Origin of the sequence: Paraburkholderia aromaticivorans (assembly GCF_012689525.1) — a bacterium.
Classification (GTDB): Bacteria; Pseudomonadota; Gammaproteobacteria; order Burkholderiales; family Burkholderiaceae; genus Paraburkholderia; species Paraburkholderia aromaticivorans_A.
Genome location: NZ_CP051516.1, coordinates 3110175 through 3133025 on the forward strand (window position 1 = coordinate 3110175; position 22851 = coordinate 3133025).

Below are 22851 nucleotides of genomic sequence, written 5' to 3' on the forward strand. Positions count from 1 at the left end.
TTCAAGATGTTTTCGTGAATCGATTCACAGACAATAGTGAGATTGGCGCGGCGAGTCAACTTTTCAAAAATATCGGAAACCGTGGTTGGCGGGTTCAGAACGGCTTGCGGATGCGGCGCTGATTCCGCCGTCTCCGCAGCAGTCGAGACCTTTCACGTCGCCGCCGCGTCTGCTGTGTTCATCAACCGTCGACAGAGCGCCTTGTCCGTGTTCCTCGCGATCACTCTGCCCGGAACGAAACACGTTTTTCCTGTCGCTCATAGCAAACCTTGAGTTTTTGGTGAATCGATTCATTTGCCGTCTATGCGCAATGTCGGCGGCGAAAAATCCGCTGTCAAGCAACTTTGTGATCGGATAAACCCTGGGAATCGAACCCGGCTAGCGCTTTTTGCGGCGTGCAAGGCTGTGCGGCGCTCCGCACGACTCGCGCACGATCATCCGCATGGGATGTTTCGAGCGGCGGATGCCGGACGGCGCGCTGCCGTCGATCAGCTGCAACATCATGTCCGCTGCTTCGCGGCCGACGTCGCGCGGGTTTTGCGTCACCACGGTCAATGCCGGCGACGCGATTCCCGAATACTCGTGCTCGCCGATGGAAATCACCGACAGGTCGGCCGGGATCGACAGCCCGGTTTCCCGCACGACTTCGAGCACGATGGCCACATCGTTCAGCGTGGCAATGATGGCGGAAGGCGGCTGCGGAGCGCTGAGCAGCATCCGGCAGACGTCCTTGCTGAAGGCGCTGGTCCGCAGCACGAGCGCCGGATCGAGCGCGATGCCGGCGGCCTCGCACGCGGCCTGATAGCCACGCACCATCTCGCGGCCCACCCAGGTGTTTTCGTGGCCGGCCACGAGTGCAATCGCGCGGTGCCCGAGCGACGCGAGATAGCGCACGGCCTGACGACAGCCGTCGGCGTGATCGGTCAGCACCGAATTGAATTCGCCCTGGGCATCGCGCTCCCACAGCACCACCGGCATATTCAGGGTATGCAGGAAGTTGAAATAGGAAGGCGTCTCGTCGTCGGAAATCGCGCCGATGAATCCGTCGATGCGGCGCTGCTTCAGGCTCGACAGAATGGCTCGTTCGCGTTCGAGATCGTAGTGGGAATTGGCGATCAGAATCTCGAAACCCCTTGCCCGCAGGCGCTCTTCGGCGGCGCTCACCATCTGTGCGGCGGTGTGCTGAGTGATGTCGGAAATCAGGCAGCCGATCGCGCTCGAACTGCCTTTGCGCATGCTGCGCGCCACCACATTCGGCACGAAATTCAGCTCAGCCACCGCGGCGCGCACCGCCTCCTGAATGGCTGGCGCCACATTCTCGCGGCCGTTCAGCACACGCGACACCGAGCCGACCGACACCTTCGCGAGACGCGCGACGTCCTGCACGGTGGGCGAGCCCTGCGGAGATTTGCGGCTGCGCAACGCAGGCTTAACAGGTTTGCTGGCTCTCTCTTTGGGCATGACGGAAGGCGAAAAGGTAGTCGATCGATTCTCAATGAATCGATGCATCGGGCCGATTATAGTGCGTCCCGGCGCTGGGCAAAGTCGGCACGGCTTTGCGGCGCGAGCCGGCAGTCGTCCGCGCAGAAGGAAAACTATCGTCAGGCTATGCGAAAAACAGATACGTCTGAATCGCCAGCGTCAATTCAGGCGATGCCACGTCATTCTCACCGACCCGCTCACGCCCTGCCCTCAACTCCCGCATGCATGAATGAGGAACTGCTGGAACGCAACGGCCGGCGTATCCAGCGTTGCGCCTTTGCGCCACAACATGCCCGCATCCATCTGCGGAATCGCGTTGAGAATGGGCCGCGCGTCGATCCGCTTGCCTTCCAGCGACCACGGGCGAAACACCATGTCAGACAGAATCGTGACGCCGAAACCATGCGCGACCAGACCGCGCAGCGCTTCCATTGAACTGGTGCGAAACGCGATATTCGGCTCGACATCGTTCTGCTTCCAGTAACGCAATGTCGACTGCTCGCCTTCGTCCACCGTAATCAAAATGTACGGATAACTCGCGATATCCGCGAGCGAAGGCGCATTGAGTTGCGCGAGAGGATGGGTGGGCGCGGTCCACAACTGCCGGCGCGAGCGGATCAGCACATGGTGGCGGAAACGCCTGATATTTTCGACATTGGATAGCAGAACGACACCGAGATCGACGTCGCCGGCGAGCACGGCCTGTTCGATCGACTCGCGATCCAGGTCGTGAAGATCGATCACGATGTCGGGATACGTCGCGCGAAAACGCGCCATCAGTTCGGGCAGAAAATAGCCCAGCACCGTATACGACGCCGCAATGCGCACGGTCCCTTTCAGATCGTGCGAGCGGAACGGCGCCTTGTAGACCGCATCGCGCACCGAATCGAGTATGTGTCTCGCGTGGTTCAGAAAATCGTGCCCGTCCGGGGTCAACGTGACGCCTTGAGGCAGGCGTTCGAAGAGCCGCGTACCCAGGGTTTCCTCCAATGCGAGCACCGCATTGGTAATCGCCGATTGCGACACATGCTGGGCCGTCGCCGCCATCGAAAACTGCCCACTCTGGGCTGCCGCCACGAAGTAACGCATCTGCCGCAAGGTAACGTCTTTTGACATGTGTTTTTCGAATAGCAGGATTCGGTATTCGTGATTTTACGTTGGAAATTCCGCTTCCTATACTCCGCTTCTAATAAAGCCGCCGGAGACTTCCCATGAACGCCCCGCTGACGCCCCCGCTACGTGACGCGCTTGCCTCCGTATCGCTCGACGACAAATACACCCTCGAAAAGGGCCGCGTCTATATGAGCGGGACTCAGGCGCTGGTGCGATTGCCGATGCTGCAGAAGGCGCGCGACCGCCGCGCCGGCCTCAACACCGCGGGCTACGTGTCCGGCTATCGCGGCTCGCCGCTCGGTGCGCTCGATCAGGGTCTCTGGAAAGCGAAGCAGCATCTGAAGGAACACGACGTCGTGTTTCAGCCAGGGGTTAACGAGGATCTCGCCGCGACTGCCGTGTGGGGCACGCAGCAACTCAATCTCTGGCCGGGCGCCAAGGTCGACGGTGTATTCGGCATGTGGTACGGCAAGGGGCCGGGTGTCGATCGCACCGGCGACGTCTTCAAGCACGCGAATGCGGCCGGCACGGATCCGAACGGCGGCGTGCTGGTGCTGGCGGGCGACGATCATGCGGCGAAGTCGTCGTCTGTCGCGCATCAGTCGGAGCATATGTTCGTGGCAAGCGGCATTCCGGTGCTGTATCCGGCAAGCGTGCAGGAGTATCTCGACTACGGTCTGCACGGCTGGGCCATGAGCCGCTACGCGGGGCTGTGGGTCGCGATGAAATGCGTCACGGACGTGGTCGAATCGAGCGCGTCGATCGACATCGATCCGGACCGTTTGCAGATTCTCCTGCCGGAAGACTTCGACATGCCCGAAGGCGGCCTCAATATCCGCTGGCCCGACCCGCCGCTCGCGCAAGAAGCGCGTCTGCTGAACTACAAGTGGTACGCGGCGCTCGCCTACATTCGCGCGAACAAGCTGAACCGCGTGGTGATCGACAGCCCCAATCCACGCCTTGGCATCATGACCGCAGGCAAGGCGTATCTCGACGTGCGGCAAGCGCTCGCCGACCTCTCGCTCGACGACGAAACCTGCGCCCGCATCGGCATACGCGTGCTGAAAGTGGGTTGCGTATGGCCGCTCGATGCGCAGAACGCACGCGACTTCGCAACCGGGCTCGACGAGATTCTGGTGGTGGAAGAAAAACGCCAGATTCTCGAATATGCGCTCAAAGAGGAACTGTATAACTGGCGCGACGACGTGCGTCCAAAGGTGTTCGGCAAGTTCGATCAGCGCGACGATGAAGGCGGTGAATGGTCCGTGCCGCGTGGGCAGACGCTGCTGCCCGCGCACTACGAACTGTCGCCCGCCTTGATCGCGAAAGCGATCGCCCGGCGCCTCGCCAAAGCCGATCTGCCCGCCGATCTGCGGGCGCGGATCGAAGCACGGGTCGCCGTGATCGAGGCCAAGGAGCGCGAGGCGGCCACGCCGCGTTCCGTGACGGAGCGGCAACCGTGGTTCTGTTCGGGCTGCCCGCACAACACCTCGACACGCGTGCCGGAAGGCTCGCGCGCACTGGCCGGCATTGGCTGCCACTACATGTCGATGTGGATGGACCGCAAGACGGAGACCTTCAGCCAGATGGGCGGCGAAGGCGTCGCGTGGACCGGCCAGATGCATTTCACGAATGAGCGGCACGTGTTCGTCAATCTGGGCGACGGCACCTATTTCCATTCCGGTCTGCTCGCGATTCGCGCTTCGATTGCGGCTGGCGCGAACGTCACCTATAAGGTGCTGTACAACGACGCCGTCGCGATGACCGGCGGCCAACCGGTGGACGGCGTGCTCACCGTCCCGCAGATCGCGTTTCAGGTCGTTGCGGAAGGCGCGAAGCACGTGCTGATCGTGACCGACGAGCCGGAGAAATACGACGCGACCGTTCGTCTCCCCGCAGGAGTGAAGGTCCATCACCGCGACGAACTCGACCGCTTGCAGCGCGAGTTGCGCGAGATGGCGGGTACATCGATTCTGATTTACGACCAGACCTGCGCAACCGAAAAACGCCGGCGCCGCAAACGCGGCACCTATCCCGATCCGGCGAAGCGCGCCTTTATCAACGATGCCGTGTGCGAAGGTTGCGGCGACTGCTCGGTGCAGTCGAACTGTCTGTCGGTCGAGCCGCTGCAAACATCGCTCGGTACCAAGCGCAAGATCAACCAGTCGTCGTGCAATAAAGATTTTTCGTGCGTGAAAGGCTTCTGTCCGAGTTTCGTCACGGCGGAAGGCGCACAGGTGAAAAAGCCCGCCAAACCCGCATCCTCAGCCGCGTTGCCCGATTTCGCGTCGCTGCCTCGGCCCGCGATTGCTTCACTCGCGAGGCCGTACGGCGTGCTGGTGACTGGTGTCGGTGGAACCGGCGTCGTGACGATCGGCGGCTTGCTGGGCATGGCGGCTCACCTCGAAAACAAGGGCGTCACCGTGCTCGATATGGCCGGGCTCGCACAGAAAGGCGGTGCCGTGCTCAGTCACGTGCAGATCGCCGCGGCACCCGACCAATTACACGCCACGCGGATTGCGGCTGGTGAAGCGCGCCTGATTCTCGGCTGCGATGCGATCGTCTCCGCTTCCGCCGAAGTGCTGGCACGCACGCAACGCGGCATCACGAAAGCGGCGATCAACAGCGGCGCCACGCCGACCGCGCAGTTCGTGCGGGACCCCCAATGGAATTTTCCGGCTGATCAGACGCGGCAGGATCTGCGCGCGAGCATCGGCGACGACTGCGACTTCATCGACGCCAATCGTCTCGCGCTCGCGCTGTTGGGCGACACGCTCTATGCCAATCCCCTGTTGCTCGGCTTTGTCTGGCAACGCGGCTGGCTGCCGCTCAGCTACGACAGTCTCGATCGCGCGATCGAACTGAATGGCGTAGCCGTCGAGAAGAATCGCCTGGCGTTCGAATGGGGCCGCTATGTCGCACAGCACGGCGAAGCCGCCGTGGATGCTTTTACGCCGCAGGCCGCCAGACAGCAGGCCATTGTCGTGCAGATGCCGGAATCGCTGGACCGTCTGATCGAGCGCAACGCCGAGCGGCTGAGTGCCTACCAGAACCCTCGTTATGCGACTCGCTATGTTGAAGCTGTCGAACGGCTGCGCGCGAAGGAAACGGCTGTCATGGACGGAGCAAAACCGCGCCTCACGCCGGTGGTCGCGCGCAATCTGGCGAAACTGATGACCTATAAGGACGAGTACGAAGTGGCCCGTCTCTATGCGGATCCGGCTTACATGGACAAGCTGCGGGCTCAGTTCGAAGGCGAGCCGGGCCGCGATTACAAGCTCGCGTTCCATCTCGCGCCGCCATTGCTCGCCAGACGCGACGAGCACGGCCACCTGAAGAAGCAACGATTCGGACAATGGACGCTCGCGCTGTTCCGCGTGCTCGAAAAATTCAGGTTCCTGCGCGGCTCAGCGTTCGACGTATTCGGCAAGACGGAAGAACGGCGCAATGAACGTGAGCTGATCGCGCAGTATTTCGCGCTGATCGACGAATTCTGCGCAACGCTCGACGCCGCCCGATTTGATGCGGCGATGAAGCTCGCCAATCTGCCTGACGAGATTCGCGGTTTCGGTCACGTCAAGGAGCGCAGCGTGCTCGCCGCGGCAACGAAGCGAGAACGCTGGCTTGCCGAATACCGGGTTGACGCGGCCGGCACGCCGCTCGTTTCATCTTCTCGAGTTTTCGAACAAGCGTGATGAAGCAGAAAGTGACCGCCGCCATCGAACAGCTTCTGCTGTCGATCGATCGGCTTCACGTTGCCGATTGAGACATCGGTGAGGGCCATTGCTTGCTTTGTGAGCTTCTCATATTGGGGGTGCTTTTCCGCGCGTCGGCAATTTTGCGAGCGGAGGCCCCCCTGAACAGCCCCCGAGTGGGAGTTTGCCGGCGGTTGAGAACCTTTGGAGAAAAGGGCAACAACAAACCCCGCTCAGGCTTATTTGACGGGGTTTTGTTATGAACCGTTGAACTAGTTTGGAGACGAATTGGTGCCGGGGACCGGACTTGAACCGGCAAGCCGTGAGGCGGCGGATTTTAAGTCCGCTATGTTTACCAATTTCATCACCCCGGCAGGGGTCGAAACGCATGTGGACGCGAATTCTACCACTGCCCGGCGAGCGCACCAAACCGCCGCCGCAACGCCCCTGCCACCCCCCTTCCACCACCCCCATCAGCCGATATCAACGTCATCGGTAAGTCACAAACCTTCCCGATAATCCGCTCACGAAAACGTTTACAACCCGAGCGGAAACCCATGATCCCGACGATCAAAGATGTCGCTGCCCACGCCGGCTTCTCCATCGCCACCGTGTCGCGCGCGATCAACGCGCCGCACACCGTCAACCCGGTCACGCTCGACAAGGTGCGTCAGTCCATCGACGCCCTGAACTTCCGCCCCAGCCCGCTCGGCCGGCAATTGCGCGGCGAACGCACGCGTCTGATCGGCGTGATCCTGCCGACGCTCGCCAATCCCGTGTTCGCCGAGTGCCTGCAAGGCATCGACGAACTCGCCTCGGCGCAAGGCTACCGGCTCATGCTGATGACCACGCAGTACGACGCCGACCGCGAACGCCACGCCATCGAAACGCTGCGTGAACACCGCGTCGAAGGCCTGATCCTGACAGTCGCGGATGCCGACACGCATCCGCTGCTCGACGAACTCGACCGTGCGGGGCTGCTCTACGTGCTGATGCATAACGACACGGTGCGTCGCCCGTCGGTCTCGGTCGACAACCGTCTCGCCGCCTACGACGGCGTGCGCATGCTGATCGCGCACGGCCATCGCCGCATCCTCATGCTCGCCGGCACGCTGGCCGCCTCGGATCGCGCCCGTCAGCGGCATCTCGGCTATCGCCAAGCGATGCAGCAAGCCAGCCTCACGCCGTCGCCCGCGCTCGAGGTGGATTTCAATGCCGAGGAACTCTCGCCCTCGGTGCTCGCCCATCTGACGAGCGGCCCGAACCGCCCCAGCGCCCTCTTCTGCAGCAACGATCTGCTGGCGATGGTGGTCATGCGCGGCCTGCGCCGCGCGCGTTTGCAGATTCCGCACGACATGTCGATTCTCGGCTTCGACGGCCTGGCGATGGGCGAACTGCTGTCGCCACCGCTCGCCAGCATCTGCGCGCCGAATCGCGAAATTGGCTGCGCGGCCTGGCAGCGTTTGCTGGCACGCGTCACCGGAACGTATGAAGCCTTGAACGAAACGTCGCTCACGCTGACCTTGCCGCACAGCTTGCGCCAGGGTGCCACGATCGCGGCGATTTCGAACCGCAACGACGCAACGCCTGCGCATGGTTCAGCGGCTGCGATGCGGCCGTTTGCCTGAAGCGTCGCGCAACCGCCGTTGGCTAACGTGCGCGCGACATGCATCGACACGTGCCGACATGAAAACGTTTAACCGGCTGCCCGCAAGACGACTTTGAGTCGCCCCCCAAAACCCGAACCACCCGCTCGCTTCTTCTCAGGAGACCCGCAGTGATCCGCTCTTCCAAACATTTCGCTTCGCCAATCCAACCGCTCCGGCCGCTCTGGCGGCGCCTCGCGCGCTCCACGGCCGCCGCGCTGTCGGCCGGCATGGTGGTCGCCGCCGCACTCGCCGCGATCGCACCGCAAGCCGCGCACGCCGACGAATCCGCGATCTGCTACAACTGCCCGCCCGAATGGGCCGACTGGGCGAGCCAGATCAAGGCGATCCAGCAAAAGACCGGCATTCGCGTACCGTTCGACAACAAGAACTCCGGCCAGTCGATCGCGCAACTGATGGCCGAGCAGAAGAGCCCGGTCGCCGACGTGGTGTATCTCGGCGTTTCGTCGGCCTTCCAGGCGAAGGACAAGGGCGTGATCCAGCCGTACAAGCCCGCGCATTGGGACGACATTCCCGCCAACCTGAAAGACCCGCAAGGCTACTGGTTCTCGATTCATTCAGGCACGCTGGGCTTTTTCGTCAATAAGGACGCGCTCGAAGGCAAGCCCGTGCCGCGCTCGTGGGCCGACCTGCTCAAGCCTGAGTACAAAGGCATGATCGGCTACCTCGATCCGTCGAGCGCATTTGTCGGCTACGCGGGCGCCGTTGCGGTGAATCAGGCGCTCGGCGGCACGCTCGACAACTTCGAGCCGGGCCTCGACTGGTTTCGCAAGCTGAAGGCCAACGCGCCGATCGTGCCGAAGCAGACCGCCTATGCGCGCGTGATGTCCGGCGAAATTCCAATCCTGCTCGACTACGATTTCGACGCTTACCGCGCGAAGTACAAGGATCACGCGAACGTCGAATTCGTGATCCCGAAGGAAGGCACGATCTCGGTGCCGTACGTGATGAGCCTCGTCAAAGGCGCGCCGCACGAAGCGAACGGCAAGAAGGTGCTCGACTTCGTGCTCTCCGACGAAGGCCAGAAGCTGTGGGCCGATGCCTATCTGCGTCCGGTGCGCGCGAATGCGATGAGCCCGGAAACCGCCGCCAAATTCCTGCCGGCCAGCGACTATGCGCGCGCCAAACCGGTGGACTTCGGCAAGATGGCCGAAAAGCAATCGAGCTTCGGCGAGCGTTATCTGCAGGTGATGCATTGAACGACATCACGTTCTCGCTGCGCTGGCGGATCGCGTTGATCGCACCGGCGCTGGCGGTGTTCATCGCCTTCTGGCTGCTGCCGATGAGCGCGCTCGCGCAGTTGAGCGGCGACGGCCACGCGTTCGCCACCTATCGCGCGATGCTGACGAATCCGCGCTACATGTCTAGCCTCGGCGCGACCGTGCTGCTGTCCGCGGCCGTCACGGCGGCGACGCTGGTGCTCTCGGTGATCGCGGGTCTGCTGCTGGCACGCCGCGAGTTTCCGCTCAAGCGCACGCTGCTCGCGCTGCTCACGTTTCCGCTGGCGTTTCCCGGCGTGGTGGTCGGTTTCATGGTCATCATGCTCGCGGGACGCCAGGGGCTGATCGGCGCGCTCTCGCTGAAACTGACCGGCGACCGCTGGGTGTTCGCTTATTCGATGAGCGGACTCTTTCTCGGCTACCTGTACTTCTCGATTCCGCGCGTGATCGTCACCGTGATGGCCTCGGCGACCAAACTCGATGCGTCGCTCGAAGAAGCCGCGCGTTCGCTCGGCGCGTCGCCGTGGCGCATCACGCGCGATATCGTATTGCCCGCCCTCTCGCCGGGCCTGATCGCGGCGGGTGCGGTGTGCTTCGCCACCGCGATGGGCGCGTTCGGCACCGCCTTCACGCTCGCCACCGACATCGACGTGCTGCCGATGACCATCTACACCGAGTTCACCCTCAACGCGAACATGGTGACGGCCGCGGGCCTCTCGATCGTGCTCGGCATCGTGACGTGGGCGGTGCTGGCATTGGCGCGCAGTGTGAGCGGCTCGGCCGTGGCGGCAAGCGCATGAGCGGCGTTTCAAAACCCGGCGCTTCTGAACCGGAGGACCTTACCTCGATGAATACCATCATTGCATCCCGACAGCCGGCAACCAGGCCGCGCTCGCGGCTTCGCTGGCCGGACGCAAGAACGTGGCTCGCAACCGGCCAATGGCTCGTCACGCTGCTGCTGTGCGCGTTCCTGATCGTGCCGGTCGTCATGTCGATCATGGCGGGCCTGACGGTCAACTACTTCAAGGGCGTGTCGAGCGGACTCACACTGCGCTGGCTCGGCGAAGTGTGGACGCAGTATCACAGCTCGGTGTTTCTGTCGCTCGAAGTGGCGGCGGCGACCTTGCTCATCACGCTGCTGACCGGCGTGCCCGCGGGTTACGTGCTCGCGCGCAGCAAGACGCGGCTCTCGCGCATCATCGAAGAGTTTCTGGTGCTGCCGATCGCGCTGCCCGGTCTCGCCTCCGCGCTCGCGCTGTTGGTGGTGTACGGCGGCTTCACGATGTTCCGCATGAGCGTGGCGTTTATCGTGGTCGGGCATGTGGTGTTCACGCTGCCCTTCATGGTGCGCGCGGTCGCCGCGGTGTGCGCGAGCAGCGATCTGCGCACGCTCGAAGAAGGCGCGGCGAGTCTCGGCGCGAGCTTCCTGCAGCGCTTCGTGACGATCGTGCTGCCGAATGCGCGGCCCGGTATCGTGGCCGGTGCGCTGGCAGTGCTGACGCTTTCGATCGGCGAATTCAACCTGACGTGGATGCTGCACACGCCCGATACCAAGACGCTGCCGGTGGGTCTCGCCGACACCTACGCGTCGTTGCGCATCGAGATCGGCAGCGCCTACACGATTCTGTTTTTCATCATGACGATGCCTCTGCTCGTCGCCATGCAATGGCTCGGCGTCGATGCGACCGGTCAGCGCAGCGCGGCGAAGAAACGCGTCGCGGTATCTTCTTCGAAGTCTATCAAGCCATGAAACTCGCTTCCGTTCCCATCACGCTGACGCAATGCGCGAAAACGTTTCGCGGCACGCGCGTGCTCGAACCGCTCGACCTGCACATCGACGCCGGCGAAACGCTCGTGCTGCTCGGACCGTCCGGCTGCGGCAAGACCACCACGCTGCGCATGATCGCGGGTCTCGAAACGCCGGACGCCGGCGGCCGCATCGCGTTCGGCGACGACGACGTCACCGCCCTGCCGATCGAAAAGCGCCAGGTCGGCATGGTGTTCCAGAGCTACGCGCTGTTTCCAAATCTGACGGTGCGCGGCAACATCGGCTACGGGTTGAAAATCAAACGCGTGCCCGCTGAGACGGCACGGCAACGCGTCGACGAACTGCTCGGCATGATGCGTCTCGCCGCGCACGCCGACAAACCGATCGATCAGCTCTCCGGCGGCCAGCGTCAGCGTGTGGCGCTCGCTCGCGCCCTCGCCGTGCAGCCGCGCGTGCTGCTGCTCGACGAACCGTTGACCGCCCTCGACGCCCGTTTGCGCGACACCTTGCGCAGCGAGATGAACACGCTGCTGCGCGAGTTGGGCATCACGACCGTCTACGTCACGCACGATCAGGCCGAAGCGATGGAACTGGGCGACCGCATCGTCGTGATGAGCGCGGGGCGCATCGAACAGATCGGCTCGCCGCGCGAGATCTACTACCGTCCCGCCAACCGGACGGTCGCGCAGTTCGTCGGCACGATCAACCGGCTTGCGGGCGAGCGGCGCGACGGCATGCTGACGACCATCGGCGGCGCCGTGCCGCTGCCTGCGGGTTCGGCGCACGCGAACTCGGCGCACGAGATTTTCTTCCGCCCGGAAGACGCTTATCTGGCCGATCCGGCTCACGCGCAATTGCGTGGACATATCGAAAGCACCGCGTTTCTCGGCGAGCGCACGCGTCTGACGGTCGGCGGTGCCGCGCCGGACGCGTTGCTGATCGACGTAGCCGGCCGCGTGGAATTGGCGCGCGGCACGCCGGTCGGCATTTCCATCGCGCAGGATGCGCTGATTGCGTTATCGTAATGAAGCGGCGCTGTTATTCTGGCGCGCTATAACAAGGACATCCCCATGCTGCTGGCTCAAATTAGCGACCTGCATATCAAACGGCCCGGCGCGCTCGCTTATCGCCGCGTCGACACCGGCGCCTATCTCGCACGCTGCGTCGCCGCTCTCAATGCGCTCGATCCGCGCCCCGACGCGGTGATCATGACGGGCGACCTCGTCGATCAAGGTGATCCGGAACAGTACGAGCACCTCAAGACACTGCTCGCGCCGCTCGACATTCCCTACTTCATGCTGGTCGGCAATCACGACGAACGCGCTGCGTTGCGCGCCGCGTTTCCCGATCGCAAGGAATTGCAAAGCGGCGGCGAGTTCGTGCAATACGCCGTCGATGTCGGACCGCTGCGGATCATCGCGCTCGATTCGATGGTGCCGGGGCAAAGCGCCGGCAATCTGTGCGATGCGCGGCTCGCGTGGCTCGCCACGCAACTCGATGCGGCCCAGGGCAGACCGACCGTGGTCGCGTTGCATCATCCGCCGTTCGTGTGCGGCATCGGGCATATGGACGAATTGCGGCTCGATCCCGCCGCCGGCGACAAACTCGCCGCGTTGATCGCGCGTTATCCGAACGTGGAGCGGGTGATCTGCGGGCATGTGCATCGGCCCATGTTCGTGCGTTTCGGCGGCACGATCGCCTCCGCGGTGCCGGCGCCCGCGCATCAGGTCGCGCTCGATCTGCGCGAGGATGCGCCGTCCGCGTTCATGATGGAACCGCCCGCGTATGCGCTGCATCACTACGATCCGGCGACCGGCATCGTCACGCATCATGCGTACGTGGAACAAGCCGACGGCCCGTATCCGTTTTACGAGCCTGAGGGCGATCTGATCGATTGACGCGTGCGGCTCAGGCGTCGATGAAAGTCTCGCGAACGCGCCGGGAAAGCCTGAAATACGGAATCCCGAGCGCGGCCGCCACGACAGCCTGAATGAAGCCGTCGAATGGAATGGCGATGTCGATGCCGATCGCGTGTGTCATGTCATCGCCGAGCAGATACGCGCCGGTGCGCATCACGACAATCGCCAGCAGCCACGCCTGAACGTGCGCGGTAAAACGCGGCGACTTGCGCCATGCAAGCAGCGCCAGCCAGCCCATGCCCGCGACGATGAACACGCCCGTCAGCACGTCGCAGCCCACCATCACGATCACGGCGCGATACCAGCCATGTGTTTCGGGCCGCGCGAATACGTCCAGCACTTCCCATTCGAGCATCAGCTTGAGCGGATCGCGCATCGCGATCGCGGTTGAACAGGCCCACGCGGCGAGCGCGATCAGGGCGGCGAGCAGCGAGCCGCCTATACGTCGAGGTTCGTGTTTCGTGATCGAGGTCATGGAGTCGTTCTAGTAATCGTCGGTCGGATAACGCGCGCCGATTCTACGAACGAAAGCCGAATGCCCATCTCATTTTGTTGGCAAGGCGTCGTCAGGCCGGTGTGCAAACGTGCTGCTCCGCCTCGCGGCCGTCAGCACGATCCGCCGTGCTCCGGTATGATCGGCACGCTTGAGGACCGTGCATGGGCCGGTCCGTCGACTGCCCCTCTCATGTCCACTTCCAACGCGTCCACTCCCGCTTCCGCCGACCGGTCGTTGCGCGGCCTGCTGTTTCTGCTCGCCACCATTGCCGGTGTCTCGGTTGCGAACATCTATTACAACCAGCCGCTGCTCGACGACTTCCGCCAATCGTTTCCGCGCAGCGCGTCGTGGGTCGGCGCGGTGCCGGCTGTCACGCAACTCGGCTACGCGGCCGGCATGCTGCTGCTTGCGCCGCTCGGCGACCGTTTCGACCGGCGCCGTCTGATCCTGTTGCAGATCGCCGCCATTTGCGTCGCGCTGGTCGTGGCCGCCGCAGCGCCGACGCTGACCGTGCTGATCGTCGCGAGTCTGGCGATCGGCGTGCTCGCCACCATCGCGCAGCAAGCGGTGCCGTTCGCGGCGGAAATCGCGCCGCCGTCCGAACGCGGCCACGCGGTCGGCATGGTGATGAGCGGTTTGCTGCTGGGGATTCTGCTGGCGCGGACGGCGTCAGGCCTGATCGCCGAATATTTCGGCTGGCGCGCGGTCTTCGGCGCGTCCGTGGTCGCGTTGCTGGTGCTCGCGGTCGTCATCATGCTGCGTCTGCCGAAGAGCCAGCCGACTTCCACGCTGCCCTACGGCAAGCTGCTGGTCTCGATGTGGCATCTGATCGTCGAGCATCGCGAGTTGCGCGAAGCGTCGCTCACCGGCGCGGCCATGTTCGCGGCATTCAGTATTTTCTGGTCGGTGCTGGCCTTGCTGCTGGCCGGCGCGCCGTTTCATCTCGGGCCGCAGGCGGCCGGGCTATTCGGTATCGTCGGCGCGGCAGGCGCGATGGCGGCGCCGCTCGCCGGCAAGTTTTCCGATCGACGCGGACCGCGCGCGATCATCACCGTGTCGATCGTGCTGGTGGCGATTTCGTTCGTCGTATTCGGTGTATCGGCGAAGAGTATCGCGGGACTCGTGGTCGGCGTGATCATCCTGGATATCGGCGTGCAGGCCGCGCAGATTTCCAATCAGTCGCGCATCTACGCACTCAAGCCGGACGCGCGCAGCCGCGTGAATACGGTGTACATGGTGGCGTATTTCATCGGCGGAGCACTCGGCTCCGGTGTCGGCGCCGTAGTCTGGCCGGCGTTTGGGTGGATTGGTGTGAGCGTTGCCGGGATCGTGTTCGCGGGGCTGGCGGCGTGGAATCATCTGGCGCTTGCCGCACGCGTGAAGAGCTAGCCCGTTATCCGCACGGCGCGGAGCGCTTATTTGCTGCTTCGCGCATACGCGTATTCGTGCAGCGCGTCGATCACACGGTCGAATTCGAACGACTTGTCGTAAAAGTGCCGCACGCCATATTGCTCGCAGCGCTCCCGGTAGGCGGGCAACGCGTGATTGGTCAGCACCGCGGCGAACACCCTGTCGATCAATCCTTCACGCTGCAAGTAGGCGAGGACCGGCACGCCCGAACCCTGCTTCAACTGCAGGTCGACGATCACCGCGTCGAAGGACTCGTCGCTCAACAGGGCGATGGCCTGATCCGCGGAATCCGCGTACGCGGCCACCTTCAGCAGACCGGAAGCGTCGATCGTCTCCACGAGGCTTCTGCGGATCAGCGGCGAATCCTCGATCAGCAACACACGCAACGGCGCGCGGAGGGCTGAGTCGGCAACAGGGTTCGATTCGCTGTTCATCGGAATATCTCGATCGTCCATTATTCGATCAAGCCGTTCTTGATCGCGTAATAAGTCAGATCGGCATTGTTCGCCAACCGCATTTTCTCCAGCACGCGCGCCCGGTAAGTACTCACGGTCTTCACGGACAGATGCAATTCCTCCGCGATGTCAGTGGGAATCTGCCCCGCCGCGAGCTTGCAGAAAATCTGGAACTCGCGCTCGGAGAGCGCTTCGTGCGGACGCCCTGCCGCCGGCTTGTCGAGATTGTCGGCGAGCGTATCGGCGACCGCCTCGGACAGATAGCGATGCCCGCGCGCCACCGCGCGAATCGCCCGCACCATCTCCTCGGGCTCGCAGTCCTTGTTCAGATAACCGTTCGCGCCCGCGCGCAGCAGATTGATCGCGTACTGGCTCTCCGGGTAGCCCGACAGAATCAGCACACCCTGTTCGGGGCGCACCTGCTTGATCACGCGCAAGGTGTCGATGCCGTTCTTGTCCGGCATCGCGATGTCGAGCAGCACCACGTCGAAGGCCTGTTCGCGCACGAGGCTGATGGTTTCGTCGCCGGTGGCCGCTTCGGCCGCGACGCACATATCCGGCTCGTCAGCGACGAACTGTTTGAAGCCACCTCGGACGATCGCATGGTCGTCAGCTATCAGCACTCGAATCATCGGTTTGGGTGTCCGTGCAATGGAATCGCTCCAAAGCAGACATTGTAATGATCTCCGGCATGGCTTCTGCCGGATTTGGAAAACCAGGCGGCGCATGCCGGCGCGGGAAAGCTTCCAGCCCACCCGCGCCCGCTGCGCCGTCCGCCACGCTGCCTGAACCGGCTGAGCGGGCCGCGATGTACAGAGCTGCCGCTCGCCGTCGTGTTACGTTTCTTTAATGCGCTGTTCGCGTCTACGTTCTACGTTTTTCGCGCCGCCGCGCGCTGTCGCGCGCTGTCGTCTACTCGCGGCCTTCGAGCAAATCCGCCATGTCGTCGGCATGCTCCTCTTCGACCGCGAGAATATCTTCGAACATACGACGCGTCGTCACGTCCTTATCGCCCAGATAACGAATGATCTCGCGGTACGTGTCGATCGCAATACGCTCGGCGATCAGGTTCTCCTTGATCATGTCCGTGAGGTTCGCGCCTTCCTTGTATTCCGAATGCGAGCGCGTCTTCAATCCGTCCGGCGCGAAATCCGGCTCGCCGCCGAGTTGCACGATCCGTTCGGCGATGCTGTCGGCGTGTTCCTGCTCCTCTGCAGCGTGTTCCGCGAACTCGGCCGCCACGGCTTCGGAGTTGATGCCCTTGGCCATGAAATGATGCCGCTTGTAGCGCAGCACACAAACGATTTCAGTGGCCAGTGCGTCGTTGCACAGTTTCAGCACCGTCTCGCGATCCGCGCCATAGGTTTGCGTGACCGGACCATCCGACATGTGCTTGCGCGCGTCTTCGCGGATCTTTTTAAGGTCTATCACGAACGGATCGCTGGATTGAGATGCCGCGCCCTGGGCGGTAGTTGACTTCGACATTGAATTTCTCCTTTATCCGGTATTTGGGGGGAACTGCGCATCACGCACGAATCGCGCCTGATGCGCCGGCACAAGGAATGATGGCCGCGAATGACCACCCGTCTACGTTCGGAAGACGCCGAGCAACAGCGTGACCACGAATACGACGAGGAAAATGTAGAACAGGATCTTGGCAATTTCGGCCGCACCCGCCGCAATGCCGGTAAAGCCGAACACGGCGGCGATGATCGCAATCACGAAAAAGACAATGGCATAGTGAAGCATGGCGACTCTCCTTCTTGTTGTATCTGAGTGGCATGGGCGCACAACATTGACTGGCGAACCGCTCTCGCACCTTCAAACATACGGCCCGCGACTTCCTCAGTGAGCAGCGCTAATCGACGATCTTTTTCGTCACCACGAAGCCCAGCACGAGGAACACCACGCACAGAATCACAAACACGATGAACAGGAACTTCGCGATCGCCGCCGCACCTGCCGCGACACCGGTAAAGCCCAGCAGACCGGCGATCACCGCGATGACGGCGAAGAACAATGCCCATTTCAGCATGATGGCTTCCTCCGAAACATTGATTGAACGATCAGGTCCATCCTATCGATCAGCCACGCGCGGCGCATTCCGACGCACGCCGGTTTTCGTGTGAGAATCCGCTTACATTGGATTACGGCAGCGTTACGGTGAGCGTGGTCGCCTCGCCAGGCCGGCGCGCAGCGCCGCGACGGCCGCACGATAGCGGCACCGTCGCCGAACCCGGCGGACGTTACACTGATGCCCCATCAGAGGAGCCGAATGTGCCAAATGTGCAGAACGTGCCGGACGCGGGCAACCTTGGAGCCGCCGCCCGGCTGAGCGACTGGATGCGCAACCGCAGTTGGGCGATCGCCATGACGGTGGCAATCGTCATTACCGTGGGCGGCCTTGTGATACTCGAGACCGCGCGCCAGCGCATTGCCGCCGAATACGAGACCGCGCTCGAAGCGCGCGACGTCACCGTGCAACTGAGCACGCTGGCGAGCCAGTTGTCGCGCCTGAGCGCCCAGCAAAGCGATTTTCTTCTGACGAAGCAGGACACCGTCGCGCACGACTTCTGCGCGACCGCGGTGCGCATCCGCCAGAGCGAACAGCAGTTGGACCGCTTCTACCGTGGCGGCAAAGCGGACAGCGCCGAGCTCGCCAGCTTCACGCAGATTCTTGCGCTTGTCGAGGCGCGGATCGGCGCGGGCGCGTTCGCGTTGCAACGCGCGGCGCCGCATCCGCTCGATCTGTCCGCTTGCGGCGGCGCGAGCGAGGCCAATCCCGCCGACGCGTCGCTGGTGGACAGCACGCTCTCGCTGCTGCGCGACAACGAGGAGCGCCGCGCGCAACACGCGCTAGCCGCGAGCCGCGGCGATCAGCGCATCTCCACGCTGTGCGCAGCGGGTCTCTCGGCGCTGAACATCGTGCTGTTCATTCTGCTATTTCGCAATCTCGGCATTCAGATCGATCGTCAGGCACGCGTGCAGCGTCAATTGATCACACAACAGGAAGGCCTCGACCAGCTCGTCAACGAACGCACCCGTCAGCTCGAAGCACTGGGCTGGCATTTGCAAGCAGTCAGCGAAAACGAGAAGACCCAGCTCGCGCGCGAACTGCACGACGAACTCGGCGCGATTTTGACGGCGAGCAAAATGGACGTGGCGTGGGCCAATCGCAAGTTGAAGGACAGCGAGCCGGACATTTCCGAGAAACTCAAACGCGCGCTCGCCAATCTTGACCAGGGCATCGCGCTGAAGCGCCGCATCATCGAAGATATGCGGCCTACGGTGCTGGCGAACTTCGGGCTCGTCACCGCCTTGCGCACGCTCGCCGACGAAGCCGCGCAGCGCAACAACTGGACGCTCGACCTGCACCTGCCCGCCGACGACATCAAGCTCGACGAGCAAACCGAAATCGCGCTGTTCCGCGTCGCGCAGGAGTCGCTCACCAACGCCGCCAAGTACGCGCGCGCCTCGAAGGTATCGATCGCCCTGGAGGTCGGCGACGGCCAGGTGGCGTTGGATATCGCCGATAACGGCGTCGGCATCATGCCGGCCGATCTGAAGCGCACGCACACTCACGGGCTGCTGGGCATGCGCCAGCGCGTCGCCGCGCACGGCGGACGCTTCGATATCCGGCGCGGTGTGCCGAACGGCACCGACATCCACGTGGAGATGCCGAGCGTCAGCACCGCGACGCCGTCGGTCGATCTGCCGCCAGCGACGCCTTCGCGAACGCCCGTCTAGCAGGGGCTTGCAGAGCGCTGCGGCGGACATGTAGGAGTGCGCCGACGCAAACACCGGAGCACGCCTACAAGAAAATCGCAGCCCGGCCGACAGCGCCGCCCCCGCCCTTTTTTTACCATGCAATCAGACCGGATCGACTGGCGTTAGCCCCGGTCGGACGACAGCTAGCTCTGCTGGCGCGTGCCGTAAAGATGGGCACGTCAACCAATGCATTCTCGACAAGGAGAACTTTCATGAATCGACTGATCGCTTTGCTTCTCATTGCAGGGACCGCTGCGCTCGCCGGTTGCAACACGATGGCGGGGGCTGGGCAGGATATTTCGAAGGGCGGCAACGCCATCACGAACTCGGCCGATCAGGCCAAGTAAGCAGCGCATAACGAAGCAGACGCCCGGCGCTTTGCAGCGCCCGGCATGAAGGACAGGGAGAGCCCGCCGCGGGAAACCGTGGCGGGTTTTTTTGTGTGGTCGTTTTTATTCGTCTTCGCGGGCCTTTGTCGAGGCCGCGGGTGTTGCGCACTTTTCTCGAAGCCGCGGGCGTTGCGGGTGTTGGTCGACGCCGCAAACAAAACGGCGATCCACTCGCGTGGATCGCCGCTCCGTCCTCCCCAGGACTTACCGCCTATTGCATGCGCTCAGCCGGCGCTTTCGTTAGCGCTTATTGGCCGTTCAACGTATTCGTCAACTCGACGCTCGGTGTCTGCGTGTTGCCGTTCTGCGCAACCAGCAAATGGATCTGACCCGGCACGAGCTGGCTCAGCGCACCGGCGATCGGCACCGACGTCACCAGCCAATCGGCATTGTTCGACAGCGTGAAGGCCGGCGACTGGAAGATCGGCGTCTTGCTGCCGGCCGCGGTCGCAATCAGCACGTAGGTGCCGCCCGACACGTAGATCGAATCCTGGCCGCTGGCGGGCACCGCGTTCTTGAAGGCCACGCCGGCCATCGTCGGCGAAACGTTGGTGATGTCGGTCGCGGTGGACTGGACCAGATACAGGTCGAGATTGGTCGCGTTCGCCGACGCGTTGAAGCCGCGCAGACGCGCGCTATTCGAGAGCAGGCCCTTGTCGAACGGATCGTCGATCAGGCCGATGTCCGGCGCGGCCAAACCCGGCAACGCGAGCACGGTGTATTCGTGGCCCTTCGCGACATCGGGAAAGCTGCCGCTCGCGAGCGCCGTCGTCGTGCCGGTCGCGGAGTAAGCGACGGTGGTCGCGCCCGTGTTGATATTGGTGAGGTTCGTCACACCCTTATAGCTGATGTTCGTCTGTCCCGAGGGCGCGGTGCCGTTCACGAGAAAGTCGACGGCCGGGCCGCTGGGAATGGCATGGATGAAATGGATCTCCGGATTGGTCAGCCCGAGTTCCTTACCCGCGTCGTCGGAGCCGCCACCGCACGCGCTCAGAATGGATGCAACGGCAGCCATCGCCACCATGGTTCGGATCAGTTTCATTATGTTCACCTAGTTCGATTTGTCGGGCTCGCGGCCCATTGATTTTGTGGACTTCCGCTTCACACAACAGGCCGTCTGACACCTTGTTCGTTGGCCATACGAACGGTTCAGGCCAGCCCTGCGAAACGGAGTGCCCCCGCCTATCCCTGCTGCACATCGCACGGTCCGTGTCGATGGACGCTCGCCTCGAGCAATGCGTGTGCCGCGGGCCTCGAGTTGGCTTGTGACGGCTGAAGAATGTCTTACGGAGCAATGAGTTGCGAGGATTAGAATTTTTCCTCGGAGGGATGGCACGCCGCGCGGTGTATTGTTCGTGCGCGCCCAATACTTACATGGTCCTCCGCATGTCTTACCAACACTTACTCGCTGAACTCGACCTCGGCTTCACTCGCCTGCGCAACCGCGTGGTGATGGGTTCGATGCACACCGGCATGGAGGACCGCTTCTGGAATTACCCAAAGCTGGCCGCGTATTTCCGCGAGCGCGCCAAGGGCGGTGTCGGCCTGATCGTTACGGGCGGCATCTCGCCGAATCGCGAGGGTTGGCTGTTGCCGTTCGGCGGCACGCTGAATTCCGTGCTCGATCTACGCAATCATCGGAAGTTGACCGAGGCCGTGCACGCCGAAGGCGGCAAGATCGCGCTGCAGATCCTCCATGCGGGCCGCTATGGCTATCAACCGTTCGTCGTCTCCGCGTCGGCGATCAAATCGCCGATCTCGAAGTTCAAGCCGCGCGCGCTGAGCATCGCCGGCATTGCGAAGACCGTGCGCGACTACGCGCGCTGCGCGCGCCTCGCTCAACGCGCGGGCTACGACGGCATCGAGATCATGGGCAGCGAGGGCTATCTGCTCAACCAGTTCCTCTGCCCGCGCACGAATCATCGCACGGATGCGTACGGCGGCAGCATCGAGAACCGGATGCGGCTCGCGCGCGAAATCGTCGAGCGGGTGCGTGCGGTGTGCGGCGAACGCTTTATCGTCGTGTACCGGATCTCGCTGATCGATCTGGTGGAAGGCGGCAATACGTGGGACGAAACCGTGCAGGTCGCCCAGGCGCTCGAAGCGGCCGGCGTGACGATGTTCAACACGGGCATCGGCTGGCACGAAGCGCGGGTGCCGACCATCGTGACCTCGGTGCCGCGCGCGGCCTTCGCTGCGCTGAGCGCGCGATTGAAGGCGGCCGTCAAGGTGCCGGTGATCGTGTCGAACCGCATCAATACGCCCGACGTCGCCGAAGCACTGCTCGCACAAGGCGCCGGCGATCTGGTTTCCATGGCGCGGCCGCTATTGGCCGATCCCGAGTTCGTCGTGAAGACCGCCGAGGGACGCGCGCATGAAATCAACACCTGTATCGCGTGCAATCAGGCCTGTCTCGATCACACGTTCAAGAACCAGCGCGCCACGTGCCTCGTCAATCCGCGTTCGGGACGCGAAACCGAACTGATCTACCGGCCGATCGCCGGAACGCAGGCCGCGCGTTCGGTCGCGGTCGTCGGCGCGGGTCCGGCGGGATTGTCGGCGGCGACCGTGGCCGCCGCGCGTGGGCATCGCGTGACGCTGTTCGATGCGAGCGCAGCGATCGGCGGTCAGTTCAATCTGGCGATGCGCGTGCCGGGCAAGGAAGAGTTCAGCGAAACGATCCGCTATTTTCAGAGCCAGTTGCAGCGCCATCGCGTCGACGTGCGGCTCGACACGCGCGTCGATCCGGCGCTGCTCGCCGCCGGCGCTTACGACGACGTGATCGTCGCCACCGGCATCGTGCCGCGGCGGCCGTCGATCGCCGGCATCGACGGGCCGAACGTGCTCTCTTATGTCGACGTGCTGCGCGGTGCGCCGGTCGGCCAGCGCGTCGCGGTGATCGGCGCGGGCGGCATTGGCTTCGACGTCAGCGAGTTTCTGCTGCATCGCGCGGGCGAGCCGCTGCCCGTGCCGCGCGATGCGTGGCTCGACGAATGGGGTGTCGATCTGGCCGTGCGGGAACGCGGCGGTCTGAAACTGCCCGCGCCGGCGCAACCGCCGCGGCAGATCTGGCTATTGCAACGCAAGGCCGGCAAGCTCGGCATGGGACTCGGCAAGACATCCGGCTGGGTGCATCGCGCGACGCTGGCGAGGAACGGCGTGAAGATGCTCGACGGTGTGTCGTATCGGGAGATCAGTGCGCGCGGCTTGCAGATCGCGCGCGACGGCGTCGAGGAGTGGCTGGAGGTGGACACCATCGTCGTGTGCGCAGGGCAGGAATCGCTGCGCGATCTGCATCCGCAGACGGCGGCGGACGCGAAGGCGAGAAAGGCGGGCGACGCGGATCAGAGTAACGGTCCGCGCTATCACGTGATTGGCGGTGCGAAGGTCGCCACCGAACTGGATGCGAAACGCGCAATTCGCGAAGGCGCGGAAGTGGCGGCGGCGCTGTGAAGCAAGCGGGTCGTCG

At 63.4% G+C, this 22851-nt stretch carries 21 protein-coding genes and 1 tRNA gene; 11 read left to right on the forward strand and 11 right to left on the reverse strand.

Going from position 1 to position 22851, the window contains the following annotated elements:
• Positions 1-63 precede the first annotated feature (63 nt).
• The 3 genes from HF916_RS42130 to HF916_RS42140 form a co-directional block, all read right to left on the reverse strand.
• A complete protein-coding gene (locus HF916_RS42130; protein WP_168794580.1) occupies positions 64-294 on the reverse strand; it encodes a hypothetical protein in 231 nt (76 codons plus the stop codon).
• A gap of 84 nt (positions 295-378) precedes the next feature.
• Positions 379-1461, reverse strand: coding sequence for a LacI family DNA-binding transcriptional regulator (locus HF916_RS42135; RefSeq protein ID WP_168794581.1), 1083 nt, complete (start codon positions 1459-1461; stop codon positions 379-381).
• A 231-nt stretch (positions 1462-1692) separates the two neighbouring features.
• Complete coding sequence (locus HF916_RS42140) at positions 1693-2598, reverse strand: LysR family transcriptional regulator (RefSeq protein ID WP_168794582.1); 906 nt, start codon at positions 2596-2598, stop codon at positions 1693-1695.
• Positions 2599-2693: 95 nt separating this feature from the next.
• Here HF916_RS42140 and HF916_RS42145 point away from each other — a divergent pair, with 95 nt between their 5' ends.
• Positions 2694-6290, forward strand: coding sequence for an indolepyruvate ferredoxin oxidoreductase family protein (locus HF916_RS42145; protein ID WP_168794583.1), 3597 nt, complete (start codon positions 2694-2696; stop codon positions 6288-6290).
• Positions 6291-6579: 289 nt separating this feature from the next.
• On the opposite strand, the gene HF916_RS42150 is transcribed toward HF916_RS42145, so the two are convergent.
• Positions 6580-6664 (reverse strand) — tRNA-Leu (locus HF916_RS42150).
• A gap of 183 nt (positions 6665-6847) precedes the next feature.
• On the opposite strand from HF916_RS42150, the gene HF916_RS42155 reads away from it, so the two are divergent.
• From HF916_RS42155 to HF916_RS42180, 6 genes are all read left to right on the forward strand, one after another.
• The gene (locus HF916_RS42155) at positions 6848-7918 is read left to right on the forward strand and encodes a LacI family DNA-binding transcriptional regulator (protein ID WP_168794584.1); all 1071 of its coding nucleotides are present in this window, start codon (positions 6848-6850) and stop codon (positions 7916-7918) included.
• Between the two features lie 248 nt (positions 7919-8166).
• Entirely contained in the window at positions 8167-9156 is a 990-nt protein-coding gene (locus HF916_RS42160; protein WP_374956908.1) for an ABC transporter substrate-binding protein, read from the forward strand.
• Positions 9153-9977 (forward strand): ABC transporter permease, encoded by an 825-nt coding sequence (locus HF916_RS42165; protein ID WP_168794586.1) that lies wholly within the window; start codon positions 9153-9155, stop codon positions 9975-9977. Before HF916_RS42160 ends, HF916_RS42165 begins: the two co-directional genes overlap by 4 nt.
• Before the next feature lie 47 nt (positions 9978-10024).
• Positions 10025-10927 (forward strand): ABC transporter permease, encoded by a 903-nt coding sequence (locus HF916_RS42170; protein WP_168794587.1) that lies wholly within the window; start codon positions 10025-10027, stop codon positions 10925-10927.
• Positions 10924-11970 carry an ABC transporter ATP-binding protein gene (locus tag HF916_RS42175; protein ID WP_168794588.1) on the forward strand — a complete coding sequence of 349 codons (1047 nt, stop codon included), beginning with the start codon at positions 10924-10926 and terminating at the stop codon, positions 11968-11970. The genes HF916_RS42170 and HF916_RS42175 overlap by 4 nt, the downstream gene beginning before the upstream one ends.
• 45 nt (positions 11971-12015) lie before the next feature.
• Positions 12016-12843: a phosphodiesterase gene (locus HF916_RS42180; protein WP_168794589.1), complete on the forward strand. Its 828-nt coding sequence runs from the start codon at positions 12016-12018 to the stop codon at positions 12841-12843.
• Between the two features lie 10 nt (positions 12844-12853).
• Here the strand turns inward: HF916_RS42180 and HF916_RS42185 are convergent, their stop codons facing one another.
• A complete protein-coding gene (locus HF916_RS42185; protein ID WP_168794590.1) occupies positions 12854-13339 on the reverse strand; it encodes a DUF2569 domain-containing protein in 486 nt (161 codons plus the stop codon).
• A gap of 210 nt (positions 13340-13549) precedes the next feature.
• On the opposite strand from HF916_RS42185, the gene HF916_RS42190 reads away from it, so the two are divergent.
• On the forward strand, positions 13550-14749 hold the full coding sequence (locus HF916_RS42190) for an MFS transporter (RefSeq protein WP_168794591.1): 1200 nt from the start codon (positions 13550-13552) through the stop codon (positions 14747-14749).
• A 26-nt stretch (positions 14750-14775) separates the two neighbouring features.
• On the opposite strand, the gene HF916_RS42195 is transcribed toward HF916_RS42190, so the two are convergent.
• The 5 genes from HF916_RS42195 to HF916_RS42215 all read right to left on the reverse strand — a co-directional run bounded on the left by HF916_RS42195 (position 14776) and on the right by HF916_RS42215 (position 17260).
• Positions 14776-15204 carry a response regulator gene (locus HF916_RS42195; RefSeq protein ID WP_168794592.1) on the reverse strand — a complete coding sequence of 143 codons (429 nt, stop codon included), beginning with the start codon at positions 15202-15204 and terminating at the stop codon, positions 14776-14778.
• Between the two features lie 20 nt (positions 15205-15224).
• Positions 15225-15857 carry a response regulator gene (locus HF916_RS42200; protein WP_168794593.1) on the reverse strand — a complete coding sequence of 211 codons (633 nt, stop codon included), beginning with the start codon at positions 15855-15857 and terminating at the stop codon, positions 15225-15227.
• Between the two features lie 280 nt (positions 15858-16137).
• Entirely contained in the window at positions 16138-16710 is a 573-nt protein-coding gene (locus tag HF916_RS42205) for a ferritin-like domain-containing protein (protein ID WP_168794594.1), read from the reverse strand.
• 102 nt (positions 16711-16812) lie between these two features.
• Positions 16813-16974, reverse strand: a complete 162-nt coding sequence (locus HF916_RS42210; protein ID WP_006052455.1) for a DUF1328 domain-containing protein — start codon at positions 16972-16974, stop codon at positions 16813-16815.
• Positions 16975-17083: 109 nt separating this feature from the next.
• Positions 17084-17260 (reverse strand): DUF1328 domain-containing protein, encoded by a 177-nt coding sequence (locus HF916_RS42215; protein WP_132373772.1) that lies wholly within the window; start codon positions 17258-17260, stop codon positions 17084-17086.
• A gap of 242 nt (positions 17261-17502) precedes the next feature.
• Here HF916_RS42215 and HF916_RS42220 point away from each other — a divergent pair, with 242 nt between their 5' ends.
• The gene (locus HF916_RS42220; RefSeq protein WP_168794595.1) at positions 17503-18972 is read left to right on the forward strand and encodes a sensor histidine kinase; all 1470 of its coding nucleotides are present in this window, start codon (positions 17503-17505) and stop codon (positions 18970-18972) included.
• Between the two features lie 233 nt (positions 18973-19205).
• Entirely contained in the window at positions 19206-19340 is a 135-nt protein-coding gene (locus HF916_RS42225; RefSeq protein WP_007181189.1) for an entericidin A/B family lipoprotein, read from the forward strand.
• Between the two features lie 289 nt (positions 19341-19629).
• On the opposite strand, the gene HF916_RS42230 is transcribed toward HF916_RS42225, so the two are convergent.
• Positions 19630-20424 carry a DUF4397 domain-containing protein gene (locus HF916_RS42230; RefSeq protein ID WP_168794596.1) on the reverse strand — a complete coding sequence of 265 codons (795 nt, stop codon included), beginning with the start codon at positions 20422-20424 and terminating at the stop codon, positions 19630-19632.
• Positions 20425-20768: 344 nt separating this feature from the next.
• Here HF916_RS42230 and HF916_RS42235 point away from each other — a divergent pair, with 344 nt between their 5' ends.
• Positions 20769-22835, forward strand: coding sequence for an NADPH-dependent 2,4-dienoyl-CoA reductase (locus HF916_RS42235; RefSeq protein ID WP_168794597.1), 2067 nt, complete (start codon positions 20769-20771; stop codon positions 22833-22835).
• The last annotated feature ends 16 nt before the right edge of the window (positions 22836-22851 follow it).

Coding starts and splice junctions, on each gene's coding strand:
- HF916_RS42130 (WP_168794580.1), bottom strand. CDS start 294: ATGAATCGATTCACCAAAAACTCAAGGTTTGCTATGAGCGACAGGAAA.
- HF916_RS42135 (WP_168794581.1), bottom strand. CDS start 1,461: ATGCCCAAAGAGAGAGCCAGCAAACCTGTTAAGCCTGCGTTGCGCAGC.
- HF916_RS42140 (WP_168794582.1), bottom strand. CDS start 2,598: ATGTCAAAAGACGTTACCTTGCGGCAGATGCGTTACTTCGTGGCGGCA.
- HF916_RS42145 (WP_168794583.1), top strand. CDS start 2,694: ATGAACGCCCCGCTGACGCCCCCGCTACGTGACGCGCTTGCCTCCGTA.
- HF916_RS42155 (WP_168794584.1), top strand. CDS start 6,848: ATGATCCCGACGATCAAAGATGTCGCTGCCCACGCCGGCTTCTCCATC.
- HF916_RS42160 (WP_374956908.1), top strand. CDS start 8,167: ATGGTGGTCGCCGCCGCACTCGCCGCGATCGCACCGCAAGCCGCGCAC.
- HF916_RS42170 (WP_168794587.1), top strand. CDS start 10,025: ATGAATACCATCATTGCATCCCGACAGCCGGCAACCAGGCCGCGCTCG.
- HF916_RS42175 (WP_168794588.1), top strand. CDS start 10,924: ATGAAACTCGCTTCCGTTCCCATCACGCTGACGCAATGCGCGAAAACG.
- HF916_RS42180 (WP_168794589.1), top strand. CDS start 12,016: ATGCTGCTGGCTCAAATTAGCGACCTGCATATCAAACGGCCCGGCGCG.
- HF916_RS42185 (WP_168794590.1), bottom strand. CDS start 13,339: ATGACCTCGATCACGAAACACGAACCTCGACGTATAGGCGGCTCGCTG.
- HF916_RS42190 (WP_168794591.1), top strand. CDS start 13,550: ATGTCCACTTCCAACGCGTCCACTCCCGCTTCCGCCGACCGGTCGTTG.
- HF916_RS42195 (WP_168794592.1), bottom strand. CDS start 15,204: ATGAACAGCGAATCGAACCCTGTTGCCGACTCAGCCCTCCGCGCGCCG.
- HF916_RS42200 (WP_168794593.1), bottom strand. CDS start 15,857: ATGATTCGAGTGCTGATAGCTGACGACCATGCGATCGTCCGAGGTGGC.
- HF916_RS42205 (WP_168794594.1), bottom strand. CDS start 16,710: ATGTCGAAGTCAACTACCGCCCAGGGCGCGGCATCTCAATCCAGCGAT.
- HF916_RS42210 (WP_006052455.1), bottom strand. CDS start 16,974: ATGCTTCACTATGCCATTGTCTTTTTCGTGATTGCGATCATCGCCGCC.
- HF916_RS42215 (WP_132373772.1), bottom strand. CDS start 17,260: ATGCTGAAATGGGCATTGTTCTTCGCCGTCATCGCGGTGATCGCCGGT.
- HF916_RS42225 (WP_007181189.1), top strand. CDS start 19,206: ATGAATCGACTGATCGCTTTGCTTCTCATTGCAGGGACCGCTGCGCTC.
- HF916_RS42230 (WP_168794596.1), bottom strand. CDS start 20,424: ATGAAACTGATCCGAACCATGGTGGCGATGGCTGCCGTTGCATCCATT.
- HF916_RS42235 (WP_168794597.1), top strand. CDS start 20,769: ATGTCTTACCAACACTTACTCGCTGAACTCGACCTCGGCTTCACTCGC.